Genomic DNA, 14,194 nt, shown 5'->3' with positions numbered 1-14,194 from the left:
CGTGCGGGCACCCGCCCGCACGGCTCGATCAGCTACTTCACGGGTGGCACGATCACCCAGTCCTCGGCCGGCACCGACTCCGTACCGTCGGCGTACACCGCGCTCACCCGGTAGAAGTGGGTGGTACCCGGCGCGGCGGTGCGGTCGGTGTACTCGGAGCGGGTGAGCGGTTTGGCGGTCAGGGTCCGGTAGCTTCCCGTGGCACGGTCCCAGCGCCGGACGAGATAGCCCACCGCGCTGTCATCGGACCACCAGTCCAGCTCGACCTCGCCGTTCGATTCGTATGCGGTGAAACTCCTGACGGGGGAGTCTCCGGGCTCCTCGGTGGACGGTCGCAGATCAAGCTTGTTGACGGCCACGATGTTGGCCTCACGGGTCCACCGGTAGTTGGAGTTGCCGGAAGTGTCGACGGCGTCGATGAAGTAGCACATCTCCTCGCCGTTGGGCTTCGATTCATGGATCCAGGTCGTCCGGTCCGTACCCAGGTAGGCCGCCGTCCCGTAGGCGTTGCAGATCCGCGTGCCGTCCTCCTCGTCGGTCCACACCTCGCCGGTATGGACCTCGTACCGCTTGAGGTCGGGCTCGGTGTTGGGAGTCCAGCGCAGGACGACGCCGTACTCCGTCGCCGTCGCTGTGAGCCCCTTGACCTGGGCAGGTGGTACGAGATCCCGTTCCATGGTGGTGACGGACACCGTGGCGGAGGACAGCGACTCAGCACGCCAGTTGTCGTACCCCTTGATCACGTAGTGGTACTTGGCGTTCTCCTCCAGCCCGGACTCCGTACACGTGTACTCATCCAGTTTGCCGACGGACGCCTTCCATCTGACGGGGCAGCGCACCGGCTCGCTCGTCGTGCTGTCCACGGGGAGCCGATCGGAACGATAGACGTTGAAGTTGCTGTAGTCGCCGTCCGTCGCGGAGTTGACCTTCCAGGTCAGGACGGTCTGTCCCGGCACCGGAGAGGACGCGGTCACTTCGCGCGGCGCCGCGACCGTACGACGGGCCTTGATGGAGTCGGTGGACAGCGATCTCCGTCCCGCGCCGTCCACGGCGGTCACGCTGTACTGCCACTCCTCGGACCGGGCGACTTTGGTCTCGGTGAAGCCGTTGGCCGTGGTGCTGGCGCCTCGTCGCACACCGTCCTCGTTCTCGCGCTCCACGTCGTAACGGACCGCCCACGGAACCTTCTTCCAGGTCAGTACGGTGCCCGTGTCCTCTCCCCGCGCGACGAAATCGGCCGGCGTCGTGACCTGGATCCCGGTCACCGGCTGACTGACACCGCCCACGGACTCGTTGCCGGCCTTGTCGTAAGCCCTGACCTCGTAGAAGTACGCCTTGCCGGGCGAGGGAAGAGTGGCCATGTAGCTGGTCGCGGTGGTCGTGCGGACCTTGGTGAACATGGAGCTGCCCACGAGGCGACGGTAGACGCGGTACACCGCGAGATCCATCTCCTTGTTGGCCTGCCACGTCACCTTCGCCCCGGCGGTGGGGATGTCCGGTACGGCCTTCACTCCGGCCGGTGCGAGCGGCGCGGTCTTGTCCACCGACTTGGAAGTCCTGGGCACGTAACCGAACTTGACGACCGCGCGACCGCTCCAGTTGACGAAGTCGACGCGCAGTTTGTGCTTCCCCTTGGGGATGGTGATGTCGCGGGTCTTCTTCGCGGTGGCGGAGACGTCCTTCCAGAGGTTGATCTGGCGCACACCGTCCACGTACACACGTATGCCGTCCTGCGCGGCGGCGTTGAGGGTGAAGGGGCCGCCCGAGCCGAAGTCCCTGGTCAGCGTCCAGCGGACGCCGTACCCGTTCTTCGGCAGCCCGGAGACGGGCGCGCCGGTGCCCCAGTCCTCGTCGATGGCCTTGTCGCAGTCGGTCTTCTTGGGCTTGCCCGAGAAGGTGGTGTTGGGGAAGAACTGCCGCGTGAAGGACGGCGATACGCAGTCGGCGGCCGGTACGGCGGCCGGGGTCGAGGCGGCCGGAGCCAGAGCGGTCGGCGCCGATGCGTGTGGCGCCGCCGCTGTCGCGGGGGTGGTGACGGTCCCCAGCAGACCGGACGCCGTCACCGTGGCGACGGACAGGGCGCGGGCGGTACGGAACCGCCGCCCGCGAGGAGTCGGGATCATGGGTGAACTGCCCTTTCAGGCCCGGAAATACGCAGAAGCGACGACGGGTGGCGGAAAGGCGGGGCAGGTGGGGCTGGCTGCCTTCCAAACGGATGATCATACGCGCCATGGGTACGACGCTCTACGGCACGCGGGCTCGACCGGCCGGGGCTCGTCCGGCCGGGTGTCGGCTCAGGCTCGTACGGCCGGGGGGCTGGGCCGACCGCCGACTTTTTGGAATGATCGGCACCCATGGCCCGACGGCCGGCGCCGGCAGACAGCCGGCCATGAGCGAGCGAGCCCGTTCCCGGAGGCGTGACGGATGATCCTGACGGTCACCCTCAACACCGCGCTGGACATCACGTACCGCACCGCCGCGCTGATCCCGCACACCACCCACCGCGTCACCGAGGTGGTCGAACGCCCCGGCGGCAAGGGCCTGAACGTCGCGCGGGTGCTGTCGGCGCTCGGGCACGAGACCGTGGTCACGGGCTTCGCGGGCGGCCGTACGGGCGATGTGCTGCGCGAGCTGCTGGGCGCGGGCGCGACGGCGCGGCCCGCCGACGGACGGCACGGGAGGCGGGGGCGGCCCCGGCCCGTGGACGCGCTCCTGCCGATCTCCGGATCCACCCGCCGCACGATCGCGGTCGTCGACACCGCCACCGGTGACACCACCCAGCTCAACGAGCCGGGGCCGACGGTCTCGGCCGCCGAGTGGACCGCGTTCCTGAGCTGTTACGACCGGCTCGTGCCCGGCGCCGAGGCCGTGGCGCTCTGCGGCAGCCTGCCGCCGGGGATCCATGTCGGCGCGTACGCGGAGCTGATCCGGCGGGCGCGGGCCGCCGGGGTCCCCGTACTCCTCGACACGAGCGGCGAGCCGCTGCGCCGGGGCGTCGCCGCGCGCCCCGACCTGGTGAAGCCGAACGCCGACGAACTCGCCCTGCTCACCGGCTCCCGCGACCCCCTGCGCGCCGCGCACGACACCCGGCGCCGGGGCGCGCACGCCGTCATCGCCTCCCTCGGTCCGGACGGCATCCTCGCGGCCACCCCGGACGGCCTCTGGCGCGCCGCGCCCCCGGCCCCGGCCCGGGGGAACCCGACGGGCGCGGGCGATTCGGCGGTGGCCGGAATCCTCTCCGGCCTGGTCGAACGCCTCCCCTGGCCCACCCGGCTGAGCCGCGCGGTCGCGCTGTCGACGGCGACCGTACTCTCCCCGGTAGCGGGCGAGTTCGACGCGACGGCGTACGAGGAACTGCTACCGCGCATACGGGTCACGGAACACCCGGCGCCGTAACCGGTCGCCCGAAGCCAACCGGTCAGAGCGGCAGAGAGCCACAGACAGCGTCAGAGCGGAACGACGCGTCAGCTCAGCCCTTGACCCAGTCCGTCTTGAGGGCGAACTGGTCGAGCGCCGCCTCGCACTGGTTGCCGTCCTCGCACGAGATCTTGATCGTGTTGGATCCCTTTTCGAGGTTGATCCAGGCGTAGGTGTTCGTCCAGCCCTTCTCCCAGTCCCCTTCGGGCGCATGGGCGAAGTTCTTCATATTGAGCGGGCGGTCGATCGCCTTGCCGTTGATGCTCAGCGTCATGTCCGCGTCCTTGCCGGGCACGCCGTACGTCACAAAGACCGTGTACTTACCCGAGTCGGGCACATCGAAGGTCCAACTGGCAGCCGCGCCCGCTCCGTTGAGCGTGATGTACGCGCCGCTCTCGCTCTTCGCGCCCGGGATGTCGGTGGACATCGCGGCGGGGGACGTGAGCTTCATGACCGCCGCGTCGCCCTTGGGCAGTTCGCCCGAGGCCGCGTCGTCATCGTCGGCGTCTTCACTCGGGGCGCTGCTGGGCGACGTGGGCTCTCCGGCCGAGGAGCTGGCGCCGCCCGAGGGGGCCGCGTCGCCGTCCTTCTTGTCGTCGCCGTTCATCAGCGCCACCGTGATACCTATCACCACGACCGCGACCACAGCGACCGCCGCGATCAGCAGGCCCCTGTTGTTGGGACCGCCACCGCTGCCGCGTCCGCCACCGGCGCCGCGCTGCCCGGGCAGCTGGCGGGGGTCGATCGTGGGATGCGCGGTCGTGGGCGCCTGGGCATATGCCTGCTGCTGCTGACCGTACTGGGCCTGCTGGCCGCCGTACGGGGCCTGCTGCGGCGGAGGAGCCGCCTGGCGGCGGTCGCCCACCGCTCTGACCTGGTTGTACGAGGTCCTGGGCACGCCGGGCTGGGCCGCGGGGCCGGGGTAGCCGTAGCCGCCCGCCTGGCCGCGCTGAGCGGCGGCGGCTGCCTGTCCGTCCTCGTACAGATAGCCGAACGGATCGTCGTCCTCGGGCTTGCTCGCGCCGTTGTTCCCGGCCGTCATTCCCTGGTCACTCCTTACCCTCTCGCCAGCGTCGCCGACCGGCCCGAGCCTACCTCGTACGGGCAATCCTACGAACGGGTCTTGACGCGTGCAGCCAGTCTCCAAGTCCTGGGTGAAGAACGGATAGCGGACATGTCCCAGCCCTGTCCCGAACGGGCGGAGACGTTTCTGCGACTCCGGGGACACCGCACACCGCACACCGTTCACCACCCGCCGCCCACCACCGCACCGCCCAGCGGTCACGGCTCCCCGCTCAGCGGGGCACGACTCATCGGAGCACGACCCGGCGGGGCACCACCCACTGAACGAGCCGCGCTACCGCGCTACCCCGCCCGCCGCGGCGCCTTGCTCCGCGAGCGCTTCTCGATGTACATCCGCTGGTCGGCCGATTGCAGCACTTCCTCCACCGACATCCCGCAACTCGCCCAGCTGATGCCGAAGCTCGCCCCCACCCGGACCGCCCGGCCGTCCACCCGGATCGGCGGGATGATCGCGTTCCGCAGGCGTACGGCGAGATCGGCGGCGTCCGCCGCGCCCAGTCCGTCCGCGAGCACCACGAACTCGTCACCGCCGAGCCGCGCGACGGTGTCCCCGTCCCGTACGCCCGTGGTCAGCCGGCGCGCGACCTCGATCAGCACCTCGTCGCCGGTGTTGTGGCCGAACCGGTCGTTTATCGACTTGAAGCCGTCGAGGTCGCAGAAGAGGACCGCGAGCCCTTTCGTGCCGTCGTCCCCGGCGCCGTCGCCACCGTCCTCCGCCGGGGCGCCGCCGCCGCTCTCGGTGGGCGCGACGAGGTGGACATGGTGGTCGAAGGGGCCGCCGCGCGGGCCGCCGGACGTCTCCTCGTACGCGTCGTAGCCGCCGTACCCGTCATAGCCGTCGTACGGGTCGTAGCCCGGCTTGTGGACCACCGTGCCGTCGTAACCGCCGTACGCCGCGTCCAGCGCCTCGACGGCGGTCTCGCGCAGGGCGTGCGGACGGGAGCAGAGCCGGGCGCTGAGCCGGGAGCGCAGTTCGGCGCTGTTGGGGAGGCCGGTGAGCGAGTCGTGCGAGGCGCGGTGCGCGAGCTGGAGTTCGCGGCCCTTGCGCTCCTCTATGTCCTCGACGTGCGTGAGCAGGAAGCGGGGGCCGTCGGTGGTGTCGGCGACCACCGAGTTACGGAGCGAGACCCAGACGTACGTGCCGTCCCGGCGTTCGAGCCGCAGCTCGGCCCGGCCGCCCTCGGCGGAGGTACGCAGCAGGGTGCCGATGTCCTCGGGGTGGACGAGGTCGGAGAAGGAGTGCCGGCGCATCGCGGAGGCGGGGCGGCCCAGGAGGCGGCAGAGCGCGTCGTTGGTGCGCAGCAGCCGGCCGTGCTGGTCGCCGCCCATCTCGGCGATGGCCATACCGCTCGGCGCGTACTCGAATGCCTGCCGGAAGGATTCCTCACTGGCCCGCAGGGCCTGCTGTTCGCGCTCCAGCCGGACCAGCGCGCGCTGCATGTTTGCGCGGAGCCGGGCGTTACTGATCGCAATCGCCGCCTGCGACGCGTACATCTGGAGGGCTTCCTGCCCCCAGGGCCCCGGCCGGCGCCCGCCGCGCGGCCGGTCGACGGATATCACGCCGAGGAGTTCGCCCCCGCCGCCCCTGGCGTGCGCCGGGGGGTCGCGGCGGGCCGCCGCGTACATCGGGGCGTACAAACGGTCCTGCGGGTGCCACTCGTCCTCGAAGCGGGGGTACGGGCCCTCGGTGAACCACTGCGGAACGTCGTCCTCCAGCAGCACCCAGCCCTCGGTGTGCGGTATGAACCGCAGATCGCCCCAGCTCTCGCCCATCGCAAGCCGCCGCTCCCAGGAACCGCGGGAGCCGACCCGGCCGGTGATCAGGGATTCCGCGGCGGTGCTGCCGGCGAAGGCGGCCACGACGAGATCGCCGTCGGCCTGGACGACGTTGACACAGGCGAGTTCGTAACCCAGCCCGGTGACGACTCCGTCAGCGACGGTCTGAAGGGTGTCCGCCAGGCTGCGGGCCGTGTTGAGTTCGGCGATGGCCTGATGCAGTTGCCGCAGGGTCGCAAGGCGGACGTACGGCTCCGACTCGGTCTCCATTGCTCGCTCTCCCCGAGACCTCGACAGCAACTCCAGTGATTCTTATCGGCTCTCGTGTTTGCAGGGTCCTCGCCACTGAATCACAGGGTGCTGTGCGTCCGGTACACAGGGTCAACAAATATCCCCGTCTGTGAGTCAAGTCACATGAGCAACAGAGGGGCGGAACGCCTGGTGGGAACAGTCCCTCGGTCTTTTTGAACGCAAACTCAGGGGGTCGGCGAGCGTGCGGGGCCCCTGGTCCTAGGACCAGGGCTGGTCCCCTGGCCCGATGCGGTGGGGAACGACCGAGACTAGCGTCTTCCGCGTGCCCCAGACGAGCCCCGCCGGCCCCACCGCCGCCCCCACGACCACCGCCGCCCCCTCCGCCGACCTGCGGGGCGGCGCCGTCCCGCATGCTGTGGGGGTGAGCAACGACGAGTTCCGCGCCGCCCTCGCCCGGCTGGCCGCCGGGGTGGTGCTGGTGACGGCGCATGAACCCCCACTCAGCCAGGACGGCCCGCCCGGAGAGGACGCCGGGATGACGGCGACCGCCTTCATGTCGGTCTCGCTGGATCCGCCCCTGGTGCTGGTCAGCCTCCGCAACGGCTCCCGGATGGACGATCTGCTCCTCGAACAGCCGCTGTGGGCGGCCTCGTTGCTGACCGAGAACCAGCGGCAGATCGCGGGCCGGTTCTCCATGAAGGGCCGGATCAGCGACCGGCTGCTCTTCGCGGACACGGCGCACCGCAGGGGCGAGCTGAGCGGGGCGCCGCTGATCGAGGGCGCGCTGGCGACGCTGGAGTGCCGGACGGAGCAGCGGGTGGTGGCGGGCGACCACACGCTGGTGATCGGGCGGGTGCTGACGGCGGAACTGCCGGGCGGGGAGAGCGGCCCGCTGCTGTACTTCAAGGGGCGGTACAGGCAGTTGGGACAGTGACGGCGGTACGGACTGCGGCGGTACGGGCTTGACTTGGGGCCTTGGCGGGGACAGCGACGCGGGGCCGACTGACCGGGACAGCCCCCGGGGTCCCAGGCCGTGCCCGTCCCTTACCCCCAGTCCCGGCCCGTCCGCCCCCGCTTCGTGTCGGCGCGCTGCTTCTTCTCGCGCAGCCGGCGCTCGTTGATGCCGCGCGGGATCTTCGTCTTGCGGCGCGCTCGCGGCGGCGGCGCGGTCGCCTCCGCCAGTAGCGCGGCGAGCCGTACGGACGCGGTCTCGCGATTGCGCCACTGGGAGCGGTGCTCCGAGGCCCGTACGGTGATCACACCGCCCACCAGCCGGCTCGCGAGCCGTTCGAGCGCCCGCTCCTTCCAGACCGGCGGCAGGGCCTCGGTCTTCGCGAGGTCGAAGCGCAGCTCGACCTGGGAGTCACTGGTGTTGACGTGCTGGCCGCCCGGGCCCGAGGAACGCGAGAAACGCCACATCAGCTCGGCCTCCGGCAGGGAGACCGAACCGCGGATGACATGAGAAGAGGGCCCGGACATATGTCCATGGTCCCGTGTTCGACCGTTCCCGTCACCCGCATTTCCCGAAGCGCGGTCACCCACCCACCACGGAACCGGCCATGGAAGGCCGACTTCGGGCCATCGGCCCGTTCCGGGTAAAGAAAGTAAAGAAGCTGGAACCTCCCGGTCCTGTGCCCTCGTTATGGCGTGTGACGGTAACTTCGGGACGGCTCGAAGTCCGCACACGACAACGAAAAGGACAATCCCCATGGCTGTAAGCCTGTCCAAGGGTGGCAACGTCTCGCTCACCAAGGAGGCCCCGGGCCTCACCGCCGTCACGGTCGGCCTCGGCTGGGACGTCCGCACCACCACCGGCACCGACTTCGACCTCGACGCCTCGGCGATCGCGGTGAACTCGGCGGGGAAGGTCTTCTCCGACTCCCACTTCGTCTTCTTCAACAACAAGGCGACGCCGGACCAGACGATCGTCCACACCGGGGACAACACCACGGGTGAGGGCGAGGGTGACGACGAGTCGATCAAGGTCAACCTGGCGGCGCTGCCGGCCGACATCGACAAGATCGTCTTCCCGGTCTCCATCTACGACGCCGAGACCCGCAGCCAGAACTTCGGCCAGGTCCGGAATGCGTTCATCCGCATCATCAACCAGGCCGGTGACGTGGAGATCGCGCGCTACGACCTCAGCGAGGACGCCGCCACCGAGACCGCGATGGTCTTCGGCGAGCTGTACCGCAACGGCGCCGAGTGGAAGTTCCGCGCGGTCGGCCAGGGTTACGCCTCGGGTCTGGTCGGCATCGCGACGGACTTCGGCGTGAACCTCTGACGCGACAGAGCGCCGAACGTCTGACTCTGAACAACAGGTAGTCCGAAGGGCCGGGTGGGCGGTGCCGAGCACCCACCCGGCTCAGCTGGCGCCGCGTGCAAGGCGGGCGCGGCTCAGCCGAGGGGCGGCTTGGCCTTGCCGTAAAGCCAGACGTCCCACAGCAAATCAAGCTTCTTACCCGTGCTCCCGTCGCCCCCGCTCTTGCCCGCCTCGCACTCCACATAGGCGGTGAAGTCGCGCGTGCCGGCGTTGCCGTGCCGGTGCTCGCGGGCCCAGCCCCGGACGATACGGAAGAACGTGTCGTCGCCGACGGCCTCGCGCACGCGCTGGAGCACCATGGCGCCGCGCCCGTACACCGGCGGGTCCGAGAGCTGCGCGGCGGACGGCGGTTCGGCCGGCGGGAAGGCCCAGTTGGCCTTGTCGGCGTATGCCTCGGCGAAGCTGTCCCGTACCGGTACGCCCTCGGTGTCCGCGAGCCAGAGCCACTCCGCGTAGGTGGCGAAGCCCTCGTTGAGCCACATGTCCCGCCAGGTCTTCGGCGTGACGGAGTTCCCGAACCACTGGTGGGCCACCTCGTGCACCAGCGTCTCGGTGGTGGTCGGGCCGGGGAGGAAGGGCCGGGTCTGGGTCTCCAGGGCGTATCCGGCGTCACCCGGACGGCCGATGATCACGCCGCCGGAGGAGAACGGATACGGCCCGAAGATCCGCTCGCTCCACTTCATGACACGGGGGAGCCGGGCGAGCAGCGCGGCGCTGTCGTTGGCGACGGTCGGGTCGACGGCCGTGTAGAGCGCGGTGGGGGTCTCCGCCGTCGCGGCGGTCCGCTCTGTCTTGTACGGGCCGATGGCGACGGTGGCGAGATAGCTGGCCATGGGCTCCGGCGCGTGCCAGACGAAGGAGGTACGGCCGGAACGGGTGCGCTCGCTCCGCAACTCGCCGTTGGATACGGCCTTGAGCCCGAGCCCGGCCGGCACGGTGACGGTGATGTCGTACGCCGCCTTGTCGCTCGGGTGGTGGTTGCCGGGAAACCAGGCCATCGACCCGGCGGGCTCCCCCAGCGCGACGGCCCGCCCGCCGTCCCGGTCCGCGAGCCACCCCTCGTGCGACCCGTCGGGGTCGGTGATCCGGCGCGGCACCCCGGAGTACCGGACGACCGTACGGAACGTATCCCCCCGCCCGAGCCGCCCCCGGGGCCGCAGCGTCAGCTCCGTACCGTCCCGACGCACGGCGGCCTCGGCGCCGTCGATGGTCGCGGAGTCCACCGTCATCCCGTCGAAGTCGAGCGAGAACGCGCCGAGATCCTGGGTGGCCCGAGCAGTGATCTCCGCGACGCCCTTGAGCCGCCCGGTCGCGGGCGCGTAGTCAAGGCGCAGCCCATAGTGCTCAACGTCGTACCCCCCGTTCCCCAGCCCCGGAAAGTACGGATCCCCAAGCCCAGCCGCACCGACGGGACCACGCGGGAAATCGCCATCACCAGTACAGCCGCCCGCCAGGACAAGCAGAAACACAAGAGGAACAACCACTACCGGGGGACGAAGCACCCGGCGATCGTAAGGCCGAGGGCCAAGCCCCCTCTCGCCCGGGACTCAGAACGCGCCGGTATCCAGCTCGAACCCCAACGGCGCGGGCAGCGGCACCGTCTCGGAGAGCTTGTACGACTCCTTGCGCCGGTACTCCTCACCGACAGGACCGGTGAAAAGGACGGCCTGGTCCGCTTCCCTGTCGATGAGCAGGTAGACGGGAATGCCGGCGCGGGCATAGCCCCGGATCTTCTTGCCCCGGTCATTCGCCCCTGTGGAACGCGACGTCACCTCGGCGACGAGGAGCACTGGGGCGGGATCATGGAACTCCAACTCGTCGGCGAAGCTGCCCTTCGGGGCGATGACAAGGTCGGGGATGGCCCTGCCGGGCATGCTCAGGCCGTCGGCCGTAAGCCCGGAAAGGACCAGCCCTACGCCCGTGTACGTGCGCAGGAGCGGATCCTCTTGATGGTCATGAATCTGCCCGCACAGCTCTGAAACGATCTCCGCGTGCGCTCCGTCCGCCGGGGGTCCCGCGTGAACCTCGCCTTCGAGGAGTTCCACCCGCCAGCCCTCGGGGCCAACCGCGCTGAACAGCTCGAACGCCTCTTCCGGGAGCAGGGCGGGGATCCGTCCCTTGATCCGGTTCAGCGGGCGGACGTACTTCGGAACAAGCGGTGCCACGACAGACCTCCTTCGCACAGGGCGACCCTGTCAGGGGAAAACGGTCCTCCCCACACGCAGCCAGGAACGTTCACTCGAACGTGTGAGCGGTGACGTTTCTGCGGGGCGGCACCCGGCCGTGGGCTCCGTGGGGCGGGCGGCGGCGGGGGCGTGACACCATCGGGGCCGTGCTTGACATTGGTTATTCCCTTTCCCGGCGCTTTCCCGATCCTCCGCAGACCGACTACCGCCTCGCGGACGTGCGGGCGCTGCGGCACGACCTTTTCTGCGGGGATGTGTATCTCGCGGACACCGTGAAGGACCGCGAGGTGTCCACAGCCTGGGGATGGGTGCCGGTGCTGGACTTCGCCTGGGCGCTGTGCGACATCGTGGAGCAGCTCGACCGGGATCCCCGGGGCAGCCGGGCCGCGAAGCCGCAGTTCGCCGAGTTGGACTTCACCGAGTCGGCGGACCGCATGCTCTTCCAGCGGCGCTTCGGGTGGGTCGATGTGGAGGCCGACTGGATGCCCGGCGACGAGCCGCCGCTCACCTTCGGCCACCGGCTGCTGCGCCGCGAGGCGCGCGACTTCCTGCACGATCTGATCGCGGATCTCGCCGATATGCACGAGGGGCTTGCCGACAACCCGATCATCTGGGACCTTCAGTCCCGCTTCCCCCGCAGCTGACACCACAGCCGCGCAGCCGCACAGCCCGAGAGCCGCGCAGCCGCCTCCGCGAAGCCCGGTCCTCACACCGTGGCCACACAGCTACCACACAGTCCACTCATGGATTTCCGGGTCGCCGCGCGTACATCCCGCACCGCCGGGCACAGGTTCCTTACCGGGGCACCGCCGGGAAGCGGAGGAGGATCCACTCGGATCCGATCCGCTTCAACCCCCCACCCAGGCGCGTCCCCCCGGAGCACCATGGAGGCCCCGATCAAACCCCCCACTCCCCCCGGATCGGGGCCTCCGGTCCGTGCCCCCGTCAGTCCTCCACCCGCACTCCGATCTGCGCCGCGAACGCCGGTGCCAGATGGAGCAGTTGGGCCGAGCTGATCACCGCTCCCGCCAGCCGGTCGAGCCCGCGCGCGATATCCAGCTCCGCGACCGTCCGCAGATCGACGTCCTTCATCCGGACCCCGCTCAGATCGGCCCGCCGGAGCACACAGTCCCGGAACTCCACGCGCTCCAGCTCCGCCCCGCCGAAGTCCGGCTCCGACAGGACGCACCCCTCGAAGACCACGTCCCGCAGCCGGGCCTTCCGCAGGTTCAGATAATCGATCTTCCCGCCCTTGAACAGCACCCGCTCCAGCACCGCGCCATGCAACTGCACCCCGCCCAGCCGCGCGTCGATCACCTCCACATCCCGCAGTGACGCCCCCGACAGATCCGTGCCGACGCCCTTGACCCCGTGCAGTACGGAATCGACGAACCGCGCCCGCCCCAACGCCGTCTCGTCCAGCCCGCACCCGCGCAGCGCGCAGTCGATGAACCGCGCGCCCGGTCCTTCCTGGCCGCTCAGGTCCAGGTCCGTGAACTCCAGCCCGTCGTAGTCGCCGTCCGGCTCCAGCCCGCCGCCGTACGGACTCAGTGGCGGCAGCCGCACCTCCGCGCGCTTCGCCGCCGTAGCCCCGCTCCTCGTTGTCTTCCGTGCCATGCCCCCATGGTGTCGTACGCCACTGACAACGCGCCGATGTCACATCCTGGCGCCCTGTTCCCGTCGCAACAGAGAACGAACAAAAGAGAGATGCCCGGAGCAGAAGAGAACGAAAGAAGGCGAACACGACCATGGAACCCAGCCGCCCCAACCCCAACCCCAACCCCGCCAGCACCGGCGCCACCACCCCCACCATCACCGTCATCGGCGGCGGCCTCGCCGGCCTCACCGCCGCCATCACCGCCGCCGAGTCGGGCGCCGCCCCCGTCACCCTCTACGAAGGCCACCGCACGCTCGGCGGCCGGGCCCGTACGGCGACCGTCCGTGTCCCGGGCGCGACCGCCCCGTACCGCACCAACGACGGACCGCACGCCCTCTACATCAAGGGCCCCCACGCGGCCTGGCTCCGGCAGCGCGGTCTGCTCGGCACCATCGCCGGTCTGCCCCTGCGGCCCGGCGGCCCCTTCATCCGCTTCCATCTGAACGGCACCCTGCACGCGGTCCCGCCCCGCGGCCTGCTCACCCTCCCCCGCCGCACGGCGGAGCACGCCCCGGTCGACACCGACTTCCTGACCTGGGCAACGGCGAAGGCGGGCCCGGCAGCCGCCCGCGCCGCCGCCCACTACTCCGCCGTCGCGCTCTACCACCACGACCCCGGCTCGCTCTCCGCCGCGTTCGTACAGGAGCGGCTCCACCGCGCCGCCGCGCTCTCGCCCGAGGCGCGGTACCCGGTCGGCGGCTGGGGCGCGCTGGTCGACCGGATGGCCTCGTACGCGGAACAGCTCGGCGTACGGATCGAGACGGGCGTACGGATCGACGACCTGCCCGCGCACAGCGCCGAGGACGCGCCCGTCATCGTCGCGACCACACTGGACGCGGCCCGCCGCCTCCTTAAAGAGGACGACGAAAACGACACCAGCGGGCAGAGCGCCGGGAACAGCTCGCTACGCCAGCCCGGCGGCCGTACCGTCCTGCTCGATCTGGCGCTCCGCACCCGCGCCGGCGATCCGTTCATCATCTCGGACCTGGACGCCCCCGGCTGGCTGGAACGGTTCAGCGCGGCGGATCCCAGCCTGGCCCCGGCGGGCGAGCAGCTGGTCCAGGGACAGTTCCCGCTCGCCCCGGACCAGCGGCGCTCGGACGGCGTCGCACGCGCCGAGCACCTGCTCGACCTGGGGTTCCGCGGCTGGCGCGAGCGCACCGTATGGCGCCGCGACGCGCTGTCCGACAACCGTACGGGCGCGGTCGACCTGCCCGGCAGCACCTGGCGGGACCGGCCGCGCATCGACCGGGGCCACGGGGTCTACCTCGCGGGCGACTCGGTGGCGGCGCCCGGGGTGCTGTCGGAGGTGTCGTTCAACAGCGGGATCGAGGCGGCGACGCTGGCGGTACGGCGGCTGCGCGGCGTGGCCACCCGGGTCGGGACCGAGGGGAACAAGGGGCGGGGGCTTGACCTCAACAATGCTTGAGGTCGGACGCTGATGAGGTCCACCCGAAAACCAGTCGGCCGGCGAGAAGTCCTGGCGAGAAGCCCGGCGAG

12 protein-coding genes are annotated in these 14,194 nt (G+C 70.5%); 5 read left to right on the top strand and 7 right to left on the bottom strand.

Going from position 1 to position 14,194, the window contains the following annotated elements:
- Positions 1 to 32: 32 nt before the first annotated feature.
- Complete coding sequence (locus DVK44_RS19185; protein WP_114660753.1) at positions 33 to 2,123, bottom strand: fibronectin type III domain-containing protein; 2,091 nt, start codon at positions 2,121 to 2,123, stop codon at positions 33 to 35.
- 301 nt (positions 2,124 to 2,424) lie between these two features.
- On the opposite strand from DVK44_RS19185, the gene DVK44_RS19180 reads away from it, so the two are divergent.
- Complete coding sequence (locus DVK44_RS19180) at positions 2,425 to 3,396, top strand: 1-phosphofructokinase family hexose kinase (protein ID WP_114660752.1); 972 nt, start codon at positions 2,425 to 2,427, stop codon at positions 3,394 to 3,396.
- 73 nt (positions 3,397 to 3,469) lie between these two features.
- Here the strand turns inward: DVK44_RS19180 and DVK44_RS19175 are convergent, their stop codons facing one another.
- Entirely contained in the window at positions 3,470 to 4,459 is a 990-nt protein-coding gene (locus tag DVK44_RS19175) for a carbohydrate-binding protein (RefSeq protein WP_114660751.1), read from the bottom strand.
- Between the two features lie 323 nt (positions 4,460 to 4,782).
- Positions 4,783 to 6,546 carry a diguanylate cyclase CdgB gene (cdgB, locus tag DVK44_RS19170; RefSeq protein WP_114660750.1) on the bottom strand — a complete coding sequence of 588 codons (1,764 nt, stop codon included), beginning with the start codon at positions 6,544 to 6,546 and terminating at the stop codon, positions 4,783 to 4,785.
- A gap of 370 nt (positions 6,547 to 6,916) precedes the next feature.
- Here cdgB and DVK44_RS19165 point away from each other — a divergent pair, with 370 nt between their 5' ends.
- Positions 6,917 to 7,462, top strand: a complete 546-nt coding sequence (locus DVK44_RS19165; RefSeq protein WP_228447643.1) for a flavin reductase family protein — start codon at positions 6,917 to 6,919, stop codon at positions 7,460 to 7,462.
- A 110-nt stretch (positions 7,463 to 7,572) separates the two neighbouring features.
- Here DVK44_RS19165 and arfB read toward each other — a convergent pair whose 3' ends face one another.
- Complete coding sequence (gene arfB, locus DVK44_RS19160; RefSeq protein ID WP_114660748.1) at positions 7,573 to 8,007, bottom strand: alternative ribosome rescue aminoacyl-tRNA hydrolase ArfB; 435 nt, start codon at positions 8,005 to 8,007, stop codon at positions 7,573 to 7,575.
- A 229-nt stretch (positions 8,008 to 8,236) separates the two neighbouring features.
- On the opposite strand from arfB, the gene DVK44_RS19155 reads away from it, so the two are divergent.
- Entirely contained in the window at positions 8,237 to 8,812 is a 576-nt protein-coding gene (locus DVK44_RS19155; RefSeq protein ID WP_114660747.1) for a TerD family protein, read from the top strand.
- A gap of 113 nt (positions 8,813 to 8,925) precedes the next feature.
- On the opposite strand, the gene DVK44_RS19150 is transcribed toward DVK44_RS19155, so the two are convergent.
- The gene (locus tag DVK44_RS19150; protein ID WP_408055334.1) at positions 8,926 to 10,320 is read right to left on the bottom strand and encodes a M1 family metallopeptidase; all 1,395 of its coding nucleotides are present in this window, start codon (positions 10,318 to 10,320) and stop codon (positions 8,926 to 8,928) included.
- A gap of 78 nt (positions 10,321 to 10,398) precedes the next feature.
- Entirely contained in the window at positions 10,399 to 11,016 is a 618-nt protein-coding gene (locus DVK44_RS19145) for a Uma2 family endonuclease (protein WP_228447255.1), read from the bottom strand.
- A 167-nt stretch (positions 11,017 to 11,183) separates the two neighbouring features.
- Between DVK44_RS19145 and DVK44_RS19140 the strand changes: the two genes are divergently transcribed.
- A complete protein-coding gene (locus DVK44_RS19140; protein ID WP_114665275.1) occupies positions 11,184 to 11,681 on the top strand; it encodes a hypothetical protein in 498 nt (165 codons plus the stop codon).
- A 301-nt stretch (positions 11,682 to 11,982) separates the two neighbouring features.
- Here DVK44_RS19140 and DVK44_RS19135 read toward each other — a convergent pair whose 3' ends face one another.
- Positions 11,983 to 12,654, bottom strand: coding sequence for a pentapeptide repeat-containing protein (locus DVK44_RS19135; RefSeq protein WP_114660745.1), 672 nt, complete (start codon positions 12,652 to 12,654; stop codon positions 11,983 to 11,985).
- Positions 12,655 to 12,785: 131 nt separating this feature from the next.
- Between DVK44_RS19135 and DVK44_RS19130 the strand changes: the two genes are divergently transcribed.
- Positions 12,786 to 14,123, top strand: coding sequence for an NAD(P)-binding protein (locus DVK44_RS19130; RefSeq protein ID WP_114660744.1), 1,338 nt, complete (start codon positions 12,786 to 12,788; stop codon positions 14,121 to 14,123).
- The last annotated feature ends 71 nt before the right edge of the window (positions 14,124 to 14,194 follow it).

Source organism: Streptomyces paludis, assembly GCF_003344965.1.
Classification (GTDB): domain Bacteria; phylum Actinomycetota; class Actinomycetes; order Streptomycetales; family Streptomycetaceae; genus Streptomyces; species Streptomyces paludis.
This window is presented reverse-complemented; position numbering and strand designations above follow the sequence as displayed.